Here is a 19,272-nt window from a genome sequence, read left to right as displayed (position 1 = left end):
GGGGGTACCCGCACACCGGTGTCAGACCTGCGGGCGCAGCCGGGCGTGGTCGACGGGGTTGTAGCCGTCGCGGACGCCCTTGAGGAGGGTGCTGCCCTCGCGCCACTCCTCCCAGTCCAGGTTCCAGTCGCCGAAGCCGTTGTCGAACGGCGTCATCCACTCGCCGATGCTGTTGACCACGGTGACGAGGTCACCCTCACGGATGTTCTCGAAGAACCAGGCGGCGTTGCCGGTGCTCATGCCGGTGCAGCCGTGGCTGACGTTGGCGTACCCCTGGGAGCCGACGGACCAGGGCGCGGCGTGGACGTATTCACCACTCCAGGTGACCCGCGTCGCCCAGTAGACGTCCAGGTTGTAGTACTCGCTGCCGCCGATGCCGACGGTGTCGCCGCGCATCCGGACGTAGTACTGCTTGCCGAGCACCACCTTGGTGCCGTTGCGGGTGGCGAAGCCGGGCTTTCCGGTGGTCACCGGGAGGGTGGTGACGACCTCTCCGTTGCGCTTGAAGGTCATGTAGTGCGAGGCGGCGTCGGTGATGACCTCGACGCGGTCGCCGATGTCCAGCTTGAGCTGCTTCGAGGCGGCGCCGTGCAGGTCCTTGCCGATCCGGATGCCCTCCAGGTTGCTCCGTACGGTGACGGTGGAGTGCGCGGGCCAGTAGTCCTTCGGACGGAAGTGCAGGGTGTCGTCGGAGACCCAGTACCAGGAGCCCTCCACCTGCTGGGGTTTGACGTCCACCACCAGGGCGCGTTCGACCAGGGTGCGGGTGGCCTTGTCCTTCACGGGTTCGTTGAGTTCGGCGACGACGGGCTGTCCGACGCCGTACGTGCCGCTCTCCGGGCCGAATTCGACCTTGAGGAGCTTCTTCGCCGGGGTGGTGTCGAACGCCAGCGTGCGCTGCCCGGGAGCGCCCTTGTCGTTCTCGGTGCTCACGGTGACGGTGTAACGGACGCCGGCGGCGAGCGGCACGGTGCTGTGCCAGCGGTCGCCCTTGGCGGAGAGTTCGCCGGCCAGCCGGCGGCCGTGCGTGTCCACTGCCGTGACGTCGGTGATGCGGCTCCCGCCCGCACCCTTCGCCGTCACCTCCAGCGGCCGGTCGGGATCGACGGGGCGGCTGCCCGCGGCCTGGTTGAAGGCGACCTGATCGGCCGCGTCATAAGGGTTGGCGGACAGCGGGTGGTCGCCTCCCCCGCACGCGGTGGCGCCGGCCCCGAGGGACGCGACCAGCAGGGAGCAGCTGACAACCGTCCAAAGACGCGGTGTGTGACTCATGGGGCCACGTTATGAATATCCGACATATCTGGCGCGTTCTATGGCGCAAAAGAGGGGCCCGGCCACCTCAACGGATGAGGTGACCGGGCCCCAAGTGGGTCAACCGGAACCGCTTACTGGTTCGCGTTCTCGCCGCGGTAGTACTCGTACACCCAGCCCCACAGGCCGACCAGGATCAGCGGGGTGGAGAAGTACAGCAGCCACCAGCCGAAGACGACGCCACTGAAGGCCAGCGCACCGCCGATGGCGAGCGCGAGCGGCATCCAGCTGTGCGGGGAGAAGAAGCCGAGCTCGCCGGCCTCGTCCGCGACGTCGGCCTCCTTGTTGTCCTGGGCCATCTCGTCCACACGCTTGGCCGTGAAGGCCAGGTAGTAGCCGATCATGACGCTCAGGCCGAAGGCCAGGAACAGCGCGGTGGTTCCGACCGGCTCCTTCGACCACACGCCGTACACGACGGCCATGATCAGGATGAAGGCCGAGAGCCAGAGGAACATCTTGCCCTGGATCTTCACTTTCCGGCCTCCTTGCCAGCGGTGACGGCCGACTTGACGCCGGCGTGGTCCTCGAGGTGCTCGAGGGCCGCGATCTCCGGGTGGTGCAGGTCGAACGCCGGCGATTCACTGCGGATGCGCGGCAGCGTGAGGAAGTTGTGCCGCGGCGGCGGGCAGGACGTCGCCCATTCGAGCGAACGGCCGTAGCCCCACGGGTCGTCGACCTCGATCTTCTTGCCGTACTTGGCGGTCTTCCACACGTTGTAGAAGAACGGCAGCATCGACAGGCCGAGCAGGAACGAGCTGATCGTCGAGATCGTGTTCAGGGTGGTGAAGCCGTCGGCGGCCAGGTAGTCCGCGTAGCGGCGCGGCATGCCCTCGGCACCCAGCCAGTGCTGGACCAGGAAGGTGCCGTGGAAGCCGAAGAACAGCGTCCAGAAGGTGATCTTGCCGAGGCGCTCGTCCAGCATCTTGCCCGTGAACTTCGGCCACCAGAAGTGGAAGCCGGAGAACATCGCGAAGACCACGGTGCCGAAGATGACGTAGTGGAAGTGCGCGACGACGAAGTACGAGTCGGAGACGTGGAAGTCCATCGGGGGCGAGGCCAGGATGACGCCGGTCAGGCCACCGAAGGTGAAGGTGATCAGGAAGCCGACGGCCCACAGCATCGGGGTCTCGAAGGACAGCGAGCCCTTCCACATGGTGCCGATCCAGTTGAAGAACTTCACACCGGTCGGTACCGCGATCAGGAAGGTCATGAAGGAGAAGAACGGGAGCAGCACGCCGCCGGTGACGTACATGTGGTGCGCCCACACGGTCACGGACAGACCGGCGATCGCGATCGTCGCACCGATCAGACCGATGTAACCGAACATCGGCTTGCGGGAGAAGACCGGAATGACCTCGGAAATGATTCCGAAGAACGGTAGCGCGATGATGTACACCTCTGGGTGTCCGAAGAACCAGAAGAGGTGTTGCCACAGTAGTGCGCCACCGTTGGCCGAGTCGAAGACGTGGGCACCGAACTTGCGGTCCGCCTCCAGGGCGAAGAGCGCGGCGGCCAGCACCGGGAAGGCGAGCAGGACCAGGACACCGGTCAGCAGCACGTTCCAGGTGAAGATCGGCATGCGGAACATCGTCATGCCCGGAGCGCGCATGCAGATGATCGTGGTGATGAAGTTGACCGAGCCGAGGATCGTGCCGAAGCCGGAGAAGGCCAGACCCATGATCCACATGTCGGCGCCGATGCCCGGCGACCGGACCGCGTCCGACAGCGGGGAGTAGGCGAACCAGCCGAAGTCGGCGGCGCCGTTCGGCGTGATGAAGCCGGCCACCGCGAGGGTGGAGCCGAAGAGGTACAGCCAGTACGCGAACATGTTCAGCCGCGGGAACGCCACGTCGGGCGCGCCGATCTGCAGCGGCATGATCCAGTTCGCGAATCCGGCGAACAGCGGCGTCGCGAACATCAGCAGCATGATCGTGCCGTGCATCGTGAACGCCTGGTTGAACTGCTCGTTCGACATGATCTGCGTACCCGGACGGGCAAGCTCGGCGCGCATGAACAGCGCCAGGATGCCGCCGATGATGAAGAACACGAACGAGGTGACCAGGTAGAGCGTACCGATGGTCTTGTGGTCAGTGGTGGTGAGCCACTTCACGACCACGTTCCCGGGCTGCTTGCGCCGTACCGGCAGCTCGTTCTCGTACGAGTCGGCTGCGGCGGCACCCTGAGGTTCGTTGAGGATGCTCACAGTTTGTTCGTCTCCGCGTTCCGGGCCGGGTCAGTCTGCTTGATGCCGGCCGGCAGGAAGCCGGTCTGCCCCTTCTCGGCCAGTTCCTTGAGGTGGGCCCGGTACTCCTCGGGGGAGACGACCTTGACGTTGAACAGCATCCGGGAGTGGTCGACGCCGCAGAGCTCGGCGCACTTGCCCATGAAGACGCCTTCTTCGTTCGGGGTGACCTCGAAGACGTTGGTGTGGCCCGGGATGACGTCCTGCTTGAACAGGAAGGGGACCACCCAGAAGGAGTGGATGACGTCGTTCGACGACAGGATGAAGCGGACCTTCTCACCCTTGGGCAGGTAGAGGGTCGGGCCCGGCCAGCCCTTCTCGGCGTTCACATCGGCCGGAGTCCCCTTCTCGTAGACGCCTTCGGCGCCCGCGGGGAACTGCTTGCTGTAGCGGTCCGGGATGGAGGCGAGCTCCTTGGGGACCTCACCCGCCTTCGGGGTCGCCGCGTCACCGTCGACGTTCTCGACGTAGTTGAAGCCCCAGCTCCACTGGAAGCCGACCACGTTGATGGTGTGCGGCGGCTTGGCGGTGAGGGCGAGCAGCTTCGACTCGTCGCGCGCGGTGAAGTAGAACAGCACCGAGACGATGATCAGCGGGACCACGGTGTACAGCGCCTCGATCGGCATGTTGTACCGGGTCTGCGGGGGGACCTCCACCTTGGTGCGGCTGCGCCGGTGGAAGATCACGCTCCAGATGATCAGGCCCCAGACGAGGATGCCCGTGACCAGCGCGGCCGCCCACGACCCCTGCCACAGCGAGAGGATGCGCGGACCTTCCTCGGTGACCGGGTCCGGCATTCCGAGGTTGGGGAAGTCTTTATATGTGTACGAGCAACCGGTGGCGGTTGCCAGGACCGCACCCGCCGTCAGCGCCTGCAGCAGCTTCCGCCGCATCGGGCGCCGCGGCATGGGGGTACCTCCCACGCCCTTGGGGCGGTGGGGGAGGTCGGAGCCGTAGGGACTCACGTAGCGCCTTCCCGAGAGTCTCGGCCCGCGCTACGGCCGCGGCCGTCTGTTGGGTCGGTCGCCGGCCCTGACGCGCAGGCAGGGGTTTGGATGTTTATGCGGACCAAACCCTACTGGACGCTATTTGGGGTCGCGCGGGGAGGGTGCCCAACGCGCCGCTACTGCCCCCGAAGGGGTGGCTCGGCCGTACGGGGGACGGCCTCCGCGTGGCTGAACGGCCTCCTCCGCACGCCGCTTGACGCCCCCTGAACCCGGCACCGGGCCCGGCCGGTTAGCGTGACCGGATGCCGTACTTCGATGTCGCCTCCTCCGCTCCGCTGCACCCGGTCGCCCGGCAGGCGCTGCAGGCTTCCCTCGACGAGGGCTGGGCCGATCCCGCCCGGCTCTACCGGGAGGGCAGGCGCGCCCGGTTGCTCCTGGACGCGGCGCGGGAGGCCGCGGCCGACGCGGTGGGGTGCCGTCCCGACGAACTCGTCTTCACCCCTTCGGGGACGCACGCGGTCCACGCGGGGGTGTCCGGGGTCCTGGCGGGGCGCCGGAGGGTCGGCGGCCACCTGGTCGTATCAGCGGTCGAACACAGTTCTGTACTGCATGCGGCGGAGGCGCACGAGGCGGCCGGCGGAACGGTCCTGCGGGTGCCGGTCGGCCGGACCGGTGCCGCGTCGGCCGACGCGTACGCGCGGGAACTGGCGGACCGACCGGACACCGCGCTGGCCTGCCTGCAGTCCGCCAACCACGAGGTGGGCACCCTGCAGCCGGTGGCGGAGACCGCCGAGGTGTGCGCGGCGGCCGGGGTGCCGCTGCTGGTGGACGCGGCGCAGTCGCTGCCGTGGGGGCCGGTGGAGGCCGGCTGGTCGGTACTCACCGCCAGCGCCCACAAATGGGGCGGACCGGCCGGAGTCGGACTGCTCGCGGTCCGCAAGGGCGTCCGGTACGCGCCCCAAGGCCCGGCGGACGAGCGGGAGTCGGGCCGCTCCCCCGGTTTCCCGAACCTGCCGGCCATCGTGGCCGCCGCGGCCTCGCTGCGGGCGGTCCGCGACGGTGCGGACGCGGAGGCGGCCCGGCTGCGGGTGCTGGTGGACCGGATCCGGCGGCGGGTGGCCCGGCTGGTGCCGGACGTGGAGGTGGTCGGCGACGCCGACCGCAGGCTCCCCCATCTGGTCACGTTCTCCTGTCTCTACGTGGACGGGGAGACGCTGCTGCACGAACTGGACCGGGCCGGGTTCTCGGTGAACTCGGGATCCTCCTGCACCAGCTCGACGCTGACGCCGAGCCATGTGCTGAACGCTATGGGGGTGCTGTCGGAGGGGAACGTACGGGTGTCGCTGCCGCACGGCACCACGGCGGAGGAGGTCAACGCCTTCCTGGAGGCACTGCCGCGCGCGGTGGCCGGGGTCCGGGAGCAGCTGGGCGTCTCCGAGGCGCCCCCCGTCCCGGTGGGCGGGGAGGCGGACTCCCTGACGGTGGACGCGCTGGGTCTGCGCTGCCCGCAGCCGGTGATCGAGCTGGCGCGGGCGATCGGCGGCGTGGCGGTGGGCGGGGTCGTCACCGTCCTCTCGGACGACGAGGTCGCGCGGCTGGACATTCCGGCGTGGTGCGCGATGCGGGACCAGGAGTACCTGGGCGAGTCCGCCGCGTCCGGCGACGCGGTCGCCTACCGGGTGCGGCGCACGCACTGACTCCCGTGGGGGGGGGCGGGTCCGCTGCGCGGATTTTTGCCCCTCCCCACCCCTTCCCGAAACCGGGGTCTGCGGCCCCGGACCCCGCTCCAAGCGGAGCTGACAGGGGCGCGGGGAACTGCGCGACCAGCCCCCCACCGGCCGCAGGTGAAAAAGGGGTCCGGGGCGGAGCGCCGGTTTCGGGAAGGGGCGGGGAGGGGCAATGCCCCCGCAGGGCCGACGGGCCGACGGCCGTACCCGGCCGGGGCGGAAGCCCGGGCGGCACAGCACGCACCGCGGGGGCGGAAGCCCGGGCGGCGCAGCACGCACCGCGGGGGCGGAAGCCCGGGCGGCGCAGCACGCACCGCGGGGGCGGAAGCCCGGGCGGCGCAGCACGCGCCAAGGCCGGCTCCGCCCCCGGCGGGCTACTGCGCCAGGTGCGCCTGGACCTCGGCGGCCGCCTCGTCGCCGTACGCCTTGGTGAAGCGCTCCATGAAGTGGGCCCGGGCCAGGGTGTACTCCTGGGTGCCCAGGGTCTCGATGACCAGCGTCGCGAGCATGCAGCCGACCTGCGCGGCACGCTCCAGGCCGACGCCCCAGCCGAGGCCGGTCAGGAAGCCGGCGCGGAAGGCGTCGCCCACGCCGGTCGGGTCGACCTTCGCGGTCTCCTCCGGGCAGCCGACCGTGATCGGCTCCTCGCCGGCCCGCTCGATCTTCACGCCGCGCGAGCCCAGCGTGGTGACGCGGGTGCCGACCTTGCCGAGGATCTCCTCGTCGGTCCAGCCGGACTTGGTCTCGATGAGGCCCTTCTCGTACTCGTTCGAGAAGAGGAAGGTCGCGCCCTCCATCAGGGTGCGGATGTTGTCGCCGTCCATGCGGGCGATCTGCTGGGAGAAGTCCGCCGCGAACGGGATGTCCCGGGTCCGGCACTCCTCGGTGTGGCGCAGCATCGCCTCGGGGTCGTCGGCGCCGATCAGGACCAGGTCCAGTCCGCCCACCCGGTCGGCGACGGCCTTCAGCTCGATCAGCCGGGCCTCGCTCATGGCGCCGGTGTAGAAGGAGCCGATCTGGTTGTGGTCCTTGTCCGTGGTGCAGACGAAGCGCGCCGTGTGCAGCACCTCGGAGATGCGGACGGACTCGGTGTCGACGCCGTGCCGCTCCAGCCAGGCGCGGTACTCGTCGAAGTCGTAGCCCGCCGCACCGACCAGGATCGGGCGGCTGCCCAGCTGTCCCATGCCGAAGCAGATGTTCGGGCCGACGCCTCCCCGGCGCACGTCGAGGTTGTCGACGAGGAAGGAGAGGGAGACCGTGTGCAGCTGGTCCGCGACCAACTGGTCGGCGAAGCGGCCGGGGAAGGTCATGAGGTGGTCGGTGGCGATGGAGCCGGTGACTGCGATACGCACGGCGTGGATGCTCCTGCGAGGGGCGGCAAGGGGTGACAGTCCACGCTACCCGCTCCCCAAGGGCATTCCGCGCCATTCCGAGGCACCAGAACTACCCGATAGTAGGTCTTTTCCCCCACCCCGCCCGCGCCCTACGGTGCCCCCATGACCGACTTCTCGGAGTACACCGCCGCCGTGCGCGGCGCCGAAGCCCTGACCCGGCCCGGTTTCGCCCGGATGCTGGGCGACTGCGCCAGGATGGCGCCGCACTGGGGCGTCCCCGCGGAACCCGCCGGAGCACCGGTGACCGCCGCGCAGATCCACGGGATCACGGTGCCGCCGGACTCTGCCCGGATGATCACCGCCACGGCACTGGACGGGGACTGAAGGGAAAGGAAGGGGAAGGGAACGGGAAGGGAAGGAGAGGAGGAGGGAACCGGTTGCGCGTCTGTTCCGTCCCACCGGCACCACGGACGGCGAGGCAGGCGAAGGAGCGATGCGGTGACCAGCTCGGAGACCCCGGAACCGGCTCACACCCCGGAACCGGCCGACACGGCCGATACGACCGGTGCAGCCGGCACAGCCGGTACGACCGGCACAGGCGGTACGGCCGGTGCAGCCGGTGCAGCCGGTACGACCGGTGCAGCCGGTACGGCCGAGACGACCGAACTTGCGGCCGCGGATGCGCCCGCGGCAGCGGCGGGCAGGGGGGCGCGGCGGCGCCCGGCCCTGCTCGCCGGTGCGGTGGCGGCGGCGGTGCTGCTGGTCGGTGGAGGGACGGCGTACTGGGCGGCCTCGGCCCACGGGGACGGCACGAAGCCCGGGACGGCGGCCGCGATGGCCGCCCGGGACGGGGGCGGCGGCCCCGCCGCGAGCCCCTCCTCCGGGAAACCCGGGAACCCCGGCATTGCACCCGGTGAGCCCGACCCCTCCGGCGGCGGCGTCGTCTACGAGGCGAGGAACCCGCTCCCGCAGGGCCCGGGCAGTGCCCCCGCGTTCAAGGCCGGCGGCGAGGTCACCGAGGCCGAGGTGGCCCGGCTCGCCGCGAAGCTGGGCATCGGGGGCACGCCCCGGCTGTCCGGCGCACAGTGGGTCGCCGGGCAGACCGGGGACTCGGGCGGGCCCCTCCTGCGGGTGACCCGGCAGGCGCCCGGCACCTGGAGCTTCACCGCCGCCGGGCCGGCCGGCGGCGACGACTGCCGGCGCGGCAAGGACACCTGCGGCCCGGCGACCCTCCCCGGCGCCGGCGACGCCGGCGACCCGGGACCGGCCGTCACGGAGGACGCCGCGAAGGCCGCGGCCGGGCCGGTGCTGGAGGCCATCGGCCAGCGGGACGCGAAGCTGGACGCCCGGCTGACCCAGGGCGCCGTACGCGTGGTCGTCGCGGACCCGGTGATCGGCGGACTGCCCACCCAGGGCTGGTCGGCGAGGATCAGCGTGGGCCCGGCCGGCACGGTGGTGGCCGGCAGCGGAGAGCTGAAGGCGCCGGAGCGGGCCGGCGAGCGCTCGGTGATCACCGCCACCGCGGCCCTGGACAAGCTGAACGCCGCCGCGCGGCCGCCCGTCACCGGCCCGAGCGGCTGCGCCACCCCGGTCCCGCTGGAGGACCCGTCGGCGCCCTCGGCGGTGGGGACCGACACGGTGCCGTGCAACCCGGAACCGCGGCCGATCAAGCCGCCCCGGACCGACACGGTGGAGAAGGCGGTGCTGGGGCTGGCCCCGGCCACCGTGGACGGGGTCCGCGGGCTGGAGCCGGCCTGGCTGTTCGAGGTGGCGGGGCGGAACGGCGCCCCGGGGCGCACCGTCGCGCAGGCCGCCGTGGCGGAGCCGGGGCAGGACGGGGTGGGGCGGATGGCGGTGCCCGGGTTCTCGTACGACGAGGCGGACCGGAAGCTGACGGTTCACTTCTGGGGCGGGGTGTGCAGCACGTACGCCCTGGAGGTGCGGGAGAGCACGGCGGCGGTCTCGGTGCGGATCACCGACACCCCGAAGGAGCCCGGCCGGGCGTGCATCCTGATCGCCCAGGAGATGTCGCTGTCGGCGACGCTGAAGGAACCGCTGGGCGGACGTCCGGTGATCGACGCCACGACCGCCAAGGAGCTGGCCCGCACCTCCTGAGACGCGCCGCTCCCGGGACAGCCGTGCGACGCACGGCTGTCCCGGGGGGCGGGAGCATGCGGAAGGGGCCCGCACCGGACAGATCCGGTGCGGGCCCCTTCTGCCGTTCAGGGTTTAGCTGAAGGAATCGCCGCAGGCGCAGGAGCCGGTGGCGTTCGGGTTGTCGATCGTGAAGCCCTGCTTCTCGATGGTGTCGACGAAGTCGATGGAGGCGCCGCCCAGGTACGGGGCGCTCATGCGGTCCGTGACGACCTTGACGCCGTCGAAGTCCTTGACGACGTCACCGTCGAGCGAGCGCTCGTCGAAGAAGAGCTGGTACCGGAGGCCGGAGCAGCCGCCGGGCTGTACGGCGACACGCAGCGCCAGGTCGTCCCGGCCTTCCTGCTCGAGCAGGGTCTTGACCTTGGAGGCGGCGGCGTCGGACAGGAGGATGCCGTCGCTCACACTGGTCTTCTCGTCCTGAACGGACATCTGCATTCACTCCCGGAGTGGGGCGGAGGACTCTTGCCGTCGGTGCAACCGACGCAGCCACGTATTCATTCCCATGCTCGCACACCGGGGCGGACGGGTGGGGCGCCACGATGCACCGGCGAATTCGTCACATCGACACAATGGCCATCGTCAAACTGACGTGAACGGGTTATGATAAATAGCGTCATATAGACGAGAAGCCTCGTCGCCGCGGAACAGAAAGGGTGCGTGTCGTGACCACCGCCCAGCCTTTGGACGTCCAGCCGACGCCCCTTGCCCTGCTGCTGCTCGGCCGTGAGGCCGACCCCAAGAGCGAGCGGGGTGTGGAGTGCCCCGGTGACCTGCCGTCGCCGTCGGACCCGGACCTGGTGGCGCGCGCCCGCGCGGCCAAGGAGAAGCTCGGGGACAAGGTCTTCATCCTCGGCCACCACTACCAGCGTGACGAGGTCATCGAGTTCGCGGACGTCACCGGCGACTCCTTCAAGCTGGCGCGTGACGCGGCGGCCAAGCCGGAGGCCGAGTACATCGTCTTCTGCGGTGTGCACTTCATGGCCGAGTCGGCGGACATCCTGACCTCCGACGACCAGAAGGTCGTCCTGCCCGACCTGGCAGCCGGGTGCTCGATGGCCGACATGGCCACCGCCGAGCAGGTCGCGGAGTGCTGGGACGCGCTGGCCGAGGCCGGCATCGCCGACATCACGGTGCCCGTCTCGTACATGAACTCCTCGGCCGACATCAAGGCGTTCACCGGCAAGCACGGCGGCACCATCTGTACCTCGTCCAACGCGAAGAAGGCCCTGGAGTGGGCCTTCGAGCAGGGAGAGAAGGTGCTCTTCCTGCCGGACCAGCACCTGGGCCGGAACACCGCCGTCCGGGACATGGGCATGTCCCTGGACGACTGCGTGGTCTACAACCCGCACAAGCCGAACGGCGGCCTGACCGCCGATCAGCTGCGCGGCGCCAAGATGATCCTGTGGCGCGGCCACTGCTCGGTGCACGGCCGGTTCAGCCTGGACTCGGTCAACGACGTGCGCGCGCGCATCCCGGGCGTGAACGTACTGGTCCACCCCGAGTGCAAGCACGAGGTCGTGGCGGCTGCTGACTACGTCGGCTCCACCGAGTACATCATCAAGGCCCTGGAGGCGGCCCCGGCCGGCTCGAAGTGGGCCATCGGCACCGAGCTGAACCTGGTCAAGCGGCTGGCGAATCGATTCGCCCCCGAGGGCAAGGAAGTCGTCTTCCTCGACCGCACGGTCTGCTTCTGCTCGACCATGAACCGCATCGACCTCCCCCACCTGGTGTGGACGCTGGAGTCCCTGGCCGAGGGCAACCTGGTCAACCGGATCCAGGTCGACAAGGAGACCGAGAGCTTCGCCAAGCTGGCACTGGAGCGGATGCTGGCGCTGCCGTAACGGCGGGCCGGCCGGTGACGGCGGCTCGGTGAAAGGGGCACCCCACGGGGTGCCCCTTTCGCATACCCTGCCCGGCCCAGTCGGGCTGGCGGACCGCGGGGCCCGCTTCCACGCTGGAGTCATGCCCGACACGCCCAAGCCGGGTAGGCCCCACTCCCTGGGAATCCACACCTGGGTGTCCACCGTGGCTGCCCTGATCGCCCTCGCCTTCTCGACGTACAACTTCCTCGACGGGCTCCCGGATCCGCCGCAGACCGAGGTCGCCCCACCCCGGCTCATCAGGATGGACTGGCACAAGAAGAACCATGCGCTCTCCGTCTTCATCCAGCCGTCGGTGTCCACGCGCGTCGAAACCGACACGGTGGAAGTCATCACCGATGCCCGGCTGACCCTCACACCCGTCGGCGGGGCGAAGGGGACGCCCTCCCCCGTGCCGCACTTCTTCTGGCAGCAAGCGGTCAAATGGTCATACGACAAGGGGTCCGGTGACATCTTCTTCACCTACCTCGCCGACCCGGCTCCGTTCTCGGTGATCCGGGACGAACCGCAGCTGCCGTCCCTGCACTTCACGGCCCTCGACTGGACGCCCACGGCAAGCGCTCTGAAAGGAACCCTGATGCTGCACCGGGCCAGCGGCCAGGATCCGATCGGCCTGCCCGTCTGCATCCGCCTCCAGGATCCGGACGTCACAAGCCTGACCGGCACCGAGGGCTACCGCGAGTTCCGGTCCGACGTGCCCGGAAAACCCTCGGACGGCTGCTACCACTGGTTCGGCTGAGCCGACCGTCGTGCGGCTAGTCCGTGCGGGGGCGGACCAGGCCCGATTCGTAGGCCACGACGACCAGTTGGGCGCGGTCGCGGGCGCCGAGTTTGGCCATGGCGCGGTTGACGTGGGTCTTGACCGTGAGGGGGCTGACCTCCAGGCGGGCGGCGATCTCGTCGTTGGTCAGGCCGCCTGCGACCTGGACGAGGACCTCGCGTTCGCGGCCGGTAAGGGCGGTGAGGCGTTCCGCGTGCGGGCCGCCGGGGATCCCCTCGGCGGTGTGGGCGCCGCCGCCCTGGGCGAGGAAGGAGGCGATCAGGCCCTTGGTGGCGGCCGGGGAGAGCAGGGCCTCGCCCGCCGCGGCGATGCGGATCGCGCTGAGGAGTTCCTCGGGCTCCGCGCCCTTGCCGAGGAAGCCGGAGGCTCCGGCGCGCAGGGCCTGGACGACGTACTCGTCCACCTCGAAGGTGGTCAGCATCACCACGCGGACACCGGACAGTCCGGGGTCGGCGCTGATCATGCGGGTGGCGGCGAGTCCGTCGGTGCCGGGCATCCGGATGTCCATCAGGACCACGTCGGCGGCGCGTTCCCGCGCCAGGGAGTACGCCTGCGCCCCGTCGGACGCCTCCCCGACCACCTCCATGTCGGGTTCGGAGTCGACGAGGACCTTGAACGCACTGCGCAGCAGCGCCTGGTCGTCGGCGAGCAGCACCCTGATGGGCCCGGTGGACCCCCGGTCCACCGGATAGGGCAGGTCCGCCGGGTCCGTCGCGTACGGCAGGTGCGGCAGGTCCGTGGGCGCGTCTCCCGGAGTGTGTTCCACGGGACCAGAGCCTACGCGGGCCCGCGCGCCGGCGATCAGCCCAGGGCCAGGACCACCAGGGCGGCGGTGCCGGCGGTCTCCGCGACGGCGCCGAACACGTCTCCGGTGACCCCGCCGAAGCGGCGGATGCAGCGGCGGAGCAGGAGTTCCGCCGCGCCGAGGGCGGCCGCCACGGCCGCGCCGCACTGGAGGGCGGCGGGCACGCCGAGCGGCAGGGCGGCGGCCGCCGACACGAGGACGACCAGGGCGGCGAGGAGCCGGGCGGAGCCTCCCGGGACGGCGCCGGCGACCGCGGCGCCGAGTCCCTCGGGGCGGGCGGGCGGGACCCCGGCCCGGGAGGCCAGGGTGAGGGCGAGCCGGGCGGTGACCGCGGACAGCACGGTGGCCAGGGCTCCGTGCGTCCAGTCCTCGGCGTAGAGGTCGGCGAGGGCCGCCGCCTGGATCAGCAGGACGAGCAGCAACGTGATGACCCCGAAGGGGCCGATGTCGGACTGCTTCATGATCCGCAGGGCCACTTCGGCGGGCTTGGCGCTGCCCAGGCCGTCGGCGGTGTCCGCCAGGCCGTCCAGGTGGAGGCCGCGGGTGAGGACGGCCGGGACGGCGAGGGTGGCGGCTGCGGCGAGCAGCGGTCCCCCGCCGAGCAGCAGCAACAGGAGCCCGGGGAGGGTGGCGAGCAGGCCGACGACGAGGCCGGCCAGCGGGGCGCAGAGCATGCCCGTCCGGGCGGCGGGGCGGTCCCAGCGGGTGATCCGGGCGGGCAGCACCGTGAGGGTGCCGAAGGCGAACCGGATGCCGTCGCCGAGCGGGGCACGGTCGGCGGGCGGGGAGGACTCGGGCGAGTGCGAAGCGGTCATCGGCCGGAACGCTACCTGCTCGCGGCGACCGGTAAATTACCCGGAAGGGGACAGATCGGGAGCTGGTGGTATGGGTCACTGGTGGTATCGCAACATCGTCGAGCCGGGAAAGCTCCCGCTGCTCCTGGCCCTGCTGTCCTTCGTGACGTCCTTCCTGGTCACCCGGGTCATCACCCGCATGATCCGGGCGGGCCGCGGGCCCTTCAAGAACATCACCCCGGGCGGCGTGCACGTCCACCACGTGGTGCCGGGCGTGGTCCTGGTGATCATCGGCGGTTTCGGCGCGGTCGGGAGCGGCCGCTACGGCTTCGGCGCGATGGTCTCGGCGGTCCTGTTCGGGCTCGGTGCGGGCCTGGTGCTGGACGAGTTCGCCCTGATCCTGCACCTCGACGACGTCTACTGGAGCGAGGACGGCCGCAAGAGCGTGGAGGTGGTGGTGCTGACGGCGGCGCTGGTCGGGCTGGTGCTGTGCGGCTTCCTGCCCTTCGGGGTCAACGACCTCACGGTCGGTGAGCTGCAGAACCGGGGGCTGGTCGCGATCAACACCGCGGCCAATTTCTTCCTGGCCCTGGTCGCCCTGTGGAAGGGCAAGCCGCGCACGGCGCTGATCGGCGTCCTGGTCCCCTTCGTGGCGCTGATCGGGGCGGTCCGGCTGGCCCGGCCGGCGTCGCCGTACGCGAAGAGGTTCTACGTGAACCGCCCGCGGGCCCGCGCGAAAGCGGGCCTGCGGGCGTTCCACCACGACCGGCGCTGGGCCGTACGGAGGCGCAGGTTCCAGGACTTCATCGGCGGGGCGCCGGACGCCGAGCGGAAGCCCGGACGCCTCAGCCGGGGATCAGACCGTCGTCACTGAGCAGCTCGCGCACCTCGGCGAGGGTCGCGCCGGGCGGCGGGAGGATCAGTCCGGAGGGCTCCAGAGCTTCGTCCGCGAGGGGCGTGCCCAGCTCGCGGACCTTGTCCAGCAGGGCGTGCAGCGTGGCCCGGAAGCCCGGGCCGTCGCCCTTCTCCATCTCCTCCAGCAGCAGGTCGTCGAGCTTGTTCAGCTCGGCGAGGTGCTCGTCGGCGAGCCGGACCTGTCCCTCCCCCATGATGCGGACGATCATGACGGCCCCGTCCCTACTGCTTGTCGAACCGGTGCTGGGACTGCGCCTGCTGCTGCGCGGCACCCGGGGCGCCGCCCTCGATGGCCTGCTGCTGCGCGGAGGGGCCGCCGGCCAGCTCCGCCTTCATCCGGGCGATCTCCAGCTCCACGTCCGTGCCGCCGGAGAGCCGGTCCAGTTCGGCCTGGATGTCGTCCTTCGCCAGACCGGACTGGTCGTCCAGGGCACCGGAGGCGAGCAGCTCGTCGATGGCGCCGGCGCGGGCCTGGAGCTGGGCGGTCTTGTCCTCGGCCCGCTGGATGGCCAGGCCGACGTCGCTCATCTCCTCGGAGATGCCGGAGAAGGACTCGGCGATCCGGGTCTGGGCCTGGGCCGCCGTGTAGGTGGCCTTGATGGTCTCCTTCTTGGTGCGGAAGGCGTCCACCTTGGCCTGCAGCCGCTGGGCGGCGAGGGTGAGCTTCTCCTCCTCGCCCTGGAGCGTCTGGTGCTGCACCTCCAGGTCGCTGACCTGCTGCTGGAGCGAGGCGCGGCGGGTCAGGGCCTCGCGGGCGAGGTCCTCCCGGCCGAGCGCGAGGGCCTTGCGGCCCTGGTCCTCCAGCTTGGCGGACTGGCCCTGCAGCTGGTTGAGCTGCAGCTCCAGGCGCTTGCGGGAGGTGGCGACGTCCGCGACGCCGCGACGCACCTTCTGCAGCAGCTCCAGCTGCTTCTGGTACGAGTAGTCGAGGGTCTCGCGCGGGTCCTCGGCCCGGTCAAGGGCTTTGTTCGCCTTCGCGCGGAAGATCATCCCCATACGCTTCATGACACCGCTCATGGGCTTCGCGCGCCCCCTTCTGACGGACTACGACTGCAGGTCACCAACGGTTGCGAACCTCAGGACCACACTACGGGCCCTGCATCCATTACCGCACTGTTCGAGCACGGATGCGCTCCTCCTCCGGGACGAGGCCGCCCCCGCGCCCTCAGGCGTGAGGAGTAGGTGATCCCTCGGTGATCCCCCGGTGATCGGCGGATGATCCCCTCGGGGATCCCCCTCGGTGATCCCTTGCAGGGGTAGACGCCCGTCGTTGCCGGATCGTTCCCCGGCGAGGTGGGGCGGTCGCGTACGACCACGTACCCTTGGGTGTTGTGTTTGGTAGCCGTTCCTCCAAGGAAGAGAAGGTGGCCCCCACCGACAAGGTGAGCGCCGACCTCTCCAAGCAGCCCCGTGACCCGCAGGCCCCCAAGGGCCGCCCCACGCCGAAGCGCGCTGTCGCCCAGTCGCAGCGCAAGTCCGTGGTGGCCTCGACCGGTAACCGCAAGGAGGACGCCAAGCGCGCCCGCGAGCGGCGCCGGGCCGAGCTGGCCAAGCAGCGGGAGGCGCTGGCCAGTGGCGACGAGCGCTACCTGCCGGCCCGCGACAAGGGGCCGGTCCGCCGGTTCGTCCGCGATTTCGTGGACTCCCGGTTCTCGGTGGCCGAGATGTTCCTGCCGCTCGCGGTGGTCATCCTGGTCCTCAGCATGATCCGGGTCCCGTCGATCCAGAACGTCGCGCTGATCCTGTGGCTCGGCGTGATCGCGCTGATCATCGTCGACTCCATCGGCCTGTTCATCCGGCTGCGCAAGGCCGTGAACGCGCGCTTCCCGGACGAGCCGACGCGCGGCGCGGTCGCCTACGGCCTGATGCGCACCCTCCAGATGCGCCGGCTGCGGCTGCCGAAGCCGCAGGTCAAGCGCGGGGAACGACCCTGAGCGCAGGCGGGCCCGGCGTACCGGTCGAGGAACCGGCGGGCTTCGCGGGCGGAGCCCGGATGTGGCTGGAGGGCCTGGGCGGACTACGCAATGCGGTCCGGCAGGAACTGGTGGGCCGCCAGGTCGACGAGCAGATCGCCCAGCGCTTCCCGGTCGGGCAGCGGCTGCGCGTCCTCGACGTCGGCATGGGTCAGGGCACCCAGGCGCTGCGGCTGGCCCGCGCCGGGCACATGGTGACCGGGCTGGAGCAGGACCACGGGATGCTGGACGTGGCGCGTGCCGCGCTGGCCGGCGAGCCGGCCGGGATCCGCGACCGGGTCCGGCTGATGGAGGGCGACGGCCGGGAGACCGGCGCGCACTTCCTCCCCGGCAGCTTCGACGTGGTGCTGTGCCACGGAGTACTGATGTACGTGGCCGAGCCGGACGCCATGCTCGCCGGGCTGGCCCGGATGCTGGCGCCCGGCGGCCTGCTGTCGCTGCTGGTCCGCAACGGGGACGCGCTGGCCATGCGCCCGGGCCTGGACGGCGACTGGGCGGGTGCGCTGTCCGCGTTCGACTCCGTCGACTACACCAACCGCCTGGGCCTGGACGTACGGGCCGACCGGCTGGCCGGGCTGACGTCCACGCTGTCCGGGATCGGGGCCCCGCTGCACACCTGGTACGGCGTACGGGTGTTCACCGACGGCACCGAGACGGCGGGGCAGCTGCCGCCGGAGGACGAGCTGGAGCGGCTGCTCGCCGCCGAGGAGCGTGCCGGGCGCACCGACCCCTACCGCGGGGTCGCGGCCCTGCTGCACCTGGTCGGCGTCCGCGGTTGAGCCGACCCCGCCCGGCCGTGCCGGGCGGGGCGGGCCCGCGCCCGGACTATGCGTCGAGGGCCTCGCGGAGGCTCATCACGTAGATCTCCTCACCGTTGTCGTCGGCGAGGCGCACCCGCTCGGCGCCGCCCTCCAGCAGGTCCTTCCAGTACTCCCCGATCCAGGACTCCGCGTCGCCCTGGGTGGGGAACTCCTCCGGCTCGACCGACGGCGCGGTCTCCGCGCCGTCCGCCTTCTCGAACCGCCACGTCCACGCCATGTCCGCCTCCGTTGGTAGTTCTTGGTCGTTCGTTCGCTGCCGTGAGTCTGCCCGCAGACTAGCCGGGCGAGCACCACCCGCGTGGACGCGGGAGGATCTTCCTTGTGGAACTGACTCTGCTCGGCACCGGCACACCCGAAGGACTGCCCCGCCCCGGCTGTCCCTGCGCCGCCTGCGCCGTATCCGTGGGCACCCGCGCGCGGGCCGCCACCGCCCTGCTCGTCGACGGCGCGGTGCTCCTCGACCTCACCCCCGGAGCCGTGCTGGCCGCCGCCCGGGCCGGGCATTCGCTGGGCGGGGTGCGCCAGGTGCTGCTGACCCATCCGCACGACGGGCCCGCGGTGGAGCTGCCGCCGGGGCTGCCCGCCGCCGGGCGGGTGCCGGACGGGCGGGAGCTGGCGGTGATCAGCGGCCACCGGGTGCGGGCCGTGCCGATGGACGCGCCGGGCACGGGGTACGAGGTCACCGGCCCGGACGGGGACCGGCTGCTGTACCTGCCGCCGGGCGGGGCGCCCGCCGGCGCCGGCGAGAACCACGCCCGGGTGTACGACATGGTGGTCGCCGACGTCCTCGGCCGGCCGGACGCCATCGCCCGGCTGCGCGCCGTCGGCGCGATCGGGCCGGCCACCGACGTGATCGCGGTGCACCTGGACCACGACGTACCGCCGGGGCGGGAGCTGGACCGCAGGTGTGCCGCGGCCGGAGCGCGCGCCGTCCCGGACGGCAGCACCGTGATCGTCGGGGAGTACCACGCCGTACCCGATCTGCCCCGCCGCACCCTGGTGCTCGGCGGCGCCCGCTCGGGGAAGTCGGTGGAGGCCGAGCAGCGGCTCGCCGCCTTCCCCGAGGTGCAGTACGTCGCCACCGGCGGCACCCGCGAGGGCGACCCGGACTGGGCGGCCCGGATCTCGCTGCACCGCGACCGCCGCCCCGGGTCCTGGCGGACCGTGGAGACCTGCGAGGTCGCGCCGCTGCTGGCCGAGGACGGGCCGCCGCTGCTGGTGGACTGCCTGGCGCTGTGGCTGACCGACGCGATGGACCGGGTCGGCGCCTGGGACGACGACACCTGGGCGGCCGGCGGCCGGCAGGCGCTGCGGGAGCGTACGGCGGAGCTGGTGGCCGCCTTGCGGGCCACCGGGCGGACGGTGGTGGCGGTCAGCAACGAGGTCGGCTCGGGCGTGGTCCCGGCGACGCCCGCCGGACGCCGTTTCCGGGACGAGCTGGGCCGGCTGAACGCGGCCGTGGCCGGGGAGTGCGAGCACGTCCTGCTGGTGGTCGCCGGGCAGGCGGTCGTACTGAAGGAGTAGTCAGGAGCCGTCAGGAGCAGTGCCCGGGGCGACCCGGGGCGGCGGCCCGACCGTCCGGTCG

General features: G+C 71.4%; 20 protein-coding genes. 9 read left to right on the top strand and 11 right to left on the bottom strand.

Translation table 11 applies throughout. The features are described 5' to 3' along the window. Positions 1–21: 21 nt before the first annotated feature. The 4 genes from AB0O36_RS17295 to coxB all read right to left on the bottom strand — a co-directional run bounded on the left by AB0O36_RS17295 (position 22) and on the right by coxB (position 4,461). Positions 22–1,272, bottom strand: coding sequence for an Ig-like domain-containing protein (locus AB0O36_RS17295; RefSeq protein ID WP_365110528.1), 1,251 nt, complete (start codon positions 1,270–1,272; stop codon positions 22–24). A gap of 113 nt (positions 1,273–1,385) precedes the next feature. Next, positions 1,386–1,784 (bottom strand): cytochrome c oxidase subunit 4, encoded by a 399-nt coding sequence (locus AB0O36_RS17290; RefSeq protein ID WP_365110525.1) that lies wholly within the window; start codon positions 1,782–1,784, stop codon positions 1,386–1,388. Continuing rightward, positions 1,781–3,514: a cytochrome c oxidase subunit I gene (ctaD, locus tag AB0O36_RS17285; protein WP_365110522.1), complete on the bottom strand. Its 1,734-nt coding sequence runs from the start codon at positions 3,512–3,514 to the stop codon at positions 1,781–1,783. The genes AB0O36_RS17290 and ctaD overlap by 4 nt, the downstream gene beginning before the upstream one ends. Next, positions 3,511–4,461 carry a cytochrome c oxidase subunit II gene (coxB, locus tag AB0O36_RS17280; protein WP_365110519.1) on the bottom strand — a complete coding sequence of 317 codons (951 nt, stop codon included), beginning with the start codon at positions 4,459–4,461 and terminating at the stop codon, positions 3,511–3,513. Before coxB ends, ctaD begins: the two co-directional genes overlap by 4 nt. A gap of 341 nt (positions 4,462–4,802) precedes the next feature. Here coxB and AB0O36_RS17275 point away from each other — a divergent pair, with 341 nt between their 5' ends. Beyond that, positions 4,803–6,197 carry an aminotransferase class V-fold PLP-dependent enzyme gene (locus AB0O36_RS17275; protein WP_365110516.1) on the top strand — a complete coding sequence of 465 codons (1,395 nt, stop codon included), beginning with the start codon at positions 4,803–4,805 and terminating at the stop codon, positions 6,195–6,197. 404 nt (positions 6,198–6,601) lie between these two features. On the opposite strand, the gene AB0O36_RS17270 is transcribed toward AB0O36_RS17275, so the two are convergent. Continuing rightward, positions 6,602–7,579, bottom strand: coding sequence for a carbohydrate kinase family protein (locus tag AB0O36_RS17270; RefSeq protein WP_365110514.1), 978 nt, complete (start codon positions 7,577–7,579; stop codon positions 6,602–6,604). A 144-nt stretch (positions 7,580–7,723) separates the two neighbouring features. Between AB0O36_RS17270 and AB0O36_RS17265 the strand changes: the two genes are divergently transcribed. Both AB0O36_RS17265 and AB0O36_RS17260 read left to right on the top strand, forming a co-directional pair. Continuing rightward, a complete protein-coding gene (locus tag AB0O36_RS17265) occupies positions 7,724–7,945 on the top strand; it encodes a hypothetical protein (RefSeq protein WP_365110615.1) in 222 nt (73 codons plus the stop codon). 114 nt (positions 7,946–8,059) lie between these two features. Continuing rightward, positions 8,060–9,676 (top strand): hypothetical protein, encoded by a 1,617-nt coding sequence (locus AB0O36_RS17260; protein ID WP_365110511.1) that lies wholly within the window; start codon positions 8,060–8,062, stop codon positions 9,674–9,676. Between the two features lie 114 nt (positions 9,677–9,790). Here the strand turns inward: AB0O36_RS17260 and erpA are convergent, their stop codons facing one another. Beyond that, positions 9,791–10,147 carry an iron-sulfur cluster insertion protein ErpA gene (erpA, locus tag AB0O36_RS17255; protein ID WP_365110509.1) on the bottom strand — a complete coding sequence of 119 codons (357 nt, stop codon included), beginning with the start codon at positions 10,145–10,147 and terminating at the stop codon, positions 9,791–9,793. A gap of 233 nt (positions 10,148–10,380) precedes the next feature. Here erpA and nadA point away from each other — a divergent pair, with 233 nt between their 5' ends. Continuing rightward, positions 10,381–11,559: a quinolinate synthase NadA gene (gene nadA, locus AB0O36_RS17250; protein ID WP_365110506.1), complete on the top strand. Its 1,179-nt coding sequence runs from the start codon at positions 10,381–10,383 to the stop codon at positions 11,557–11,559. A 121-nt stretch (positions 11,560–11,680) separates the two neighbouring features. Next, positions 11,681–12,337: a hypothetical protein gene (locus AB0O36_RS17245; RefSeq protein ID WP_365110503.1), complete on the top strand. Its 657-nt coding sequence runs from the start codon at positions 11,681–11,683 to the stop codon at positions 12,335–12,337. A 16-nt stretch (positions 12,338–12,353) separates the two neighbouring features. On the opposite strand, the gene AB0O36_RS17240 is transcribed toward AB0O36_RS17245, so the two are convergent. Both AB0O36_RS17240 and AB0O36_RS17235 read right to left on the bottom strand, forming a co-directional pair. After that, positions 12,354–13,064 (bottom strand): response regulator transcription factor, encoded by a 711-nt coding sequence (locus tag AB0O36_RS17240; RefSeq protein ID WP_365110603.1) that lies wholly within the window; start codon positions 13,062–13,064, stop codon positions 12,354–12,356. Between the two features lie 116 nt (positions 13,065–13,180). Continuing rightward, the gene (locus tag AB0O36_RS17235) at positions 13,181–13,999 is read right to left on the bottom strand and encodes an adenosylcobinamide-GDP ribazoletransferase (RefSeq protein ID WP_365110500.1); all 819 of its coding nucleotides are present in this window, start codon (positions 13,997–13,999) and stop codon (positions 13,181–13,183) included. Between the two features lie 70 nt (positions 14,000–14,069). Between AB0O36_RS17235 and AB0O36_RS17230 the strand changes: the two genes are divergently transcribed. Next, positions 14,070–14,852 carry a hypothetical protein gene (locus AB0O36_RS17230; RefSeq protein WP_365110497.1) on the top strand — a complete coding sequence of 261 codons (783 nt, stop codon included), beginning with the start codon at positions 14,070–14,072 and terminating at the stop codon, positions 14,850–14,852. Here the strand turns inward: AB0O36_RS17230 and AB0O36_RS17225 are convergent. Continuing rightward, complete coding sequence (locus AB0O36_RS17225; RefSeq protein ID WP_365110494.1) at positions 14,824–15,102, bottom strand: hypothetical protein; 279 nt, start codon at positions 15,100–15,102, stop codon at positions 14,824–14,826. The genes AB0O36_RS17230 and AB0O36_RS17225 overlap by 29 nt on opposite strands. A 13-nt stretch (positions 15,103–15,115) precedes the next feature. Then, on the bottom strand, positions 15,116–15,910 hold the full coding sequence (locus tag AB0O36_RS17220) for a PspA/IM30 family protein (RefSeq protein WP_365110492.1): 795 nt from the start codon (positions 15,908–15,910) through the stop codon (positions 15,116–15,118). Positions 15,911–16,224: 314 nt separating this feature from the next. On the opposite strand from AB0O36_RS17220, the gene AB0O36_RS17215 reads away from it, so the two are divergent. Next, complete coding sequence (locus AB0O36_RS17215) at positions 16,225–16,827, top strand: DUF3043 domain-containing protein (RefSeq protein WP_365110490.1); 603 nt, start codon at positions 16,225–16,227, stop codon at positions 16,825–16,827. Between the two features lie 59 nt (positions 16,828–16,886). Further along, positions 16,887–17,645 (top strand): methyltransferase domain-containing protein, encoded by a 759-nt coding sequence (locus AB0O36_RS17210; protein ID WP_365110488.1) that lies wholly within the window; start codon positions 16,887–16,889, stop codon positions 17,643–17,645. Positions 17,646–17,691: 46 nt separating this feature from the next. Here the strand turns inward: AB0O36_RS17210 and AB0O36_RS17205 are convergent, their stop codons facing one another. Beyond that, the gene (locus AB0O36_RS17205; RefSeq protein WP_365110485.1) at positions 17,692–17,904 is read right to left on the bottom strand and encodes a hypothetical protein; all 213 of its coding nucleotides are present in this window, start codon (positions 17,902–17,904) and stop codon (positions 17,692–17,694) included. A 104-nt stretch (positions 17,905–18,008) separates the two neighbouring features. Here AB0O36_RS17205 and AB0O36_RS17200 point away from each other — a divergent pair, with 104 nt between their 5' ends. Continuing rightward, entirely contained in the window at positions 18,009–19,211 is a 1,203-nt protein-coding gene (locus AB0O36_RS17200) for a bifunctional adenosylcobinamide kinase/adenosylcobinamide-phosphate guanylyltransferase (protein ID WP_365110483.1), read from the top strand. The last annotated feature ends 61 nt before the right edge of the window (positions 19,212–19,272 follow it).

Origin of the sequence: Streptomyces sp. NPDC089799, assembly GCF_040684755.1 — a bacterium.
In the GTDB taxonomy this organism is placed as follows: domain Bacteria; phylum Actinomycetota; class Actinomycetes; order Streptomycetales; family Streptomycetaceae; genus Streptomyces.
The sequence above is the reverse complement of the archived record's forward strand: the minus strand, read 5'-3'. Positions and strand labels throughout refer to the sequence as shown.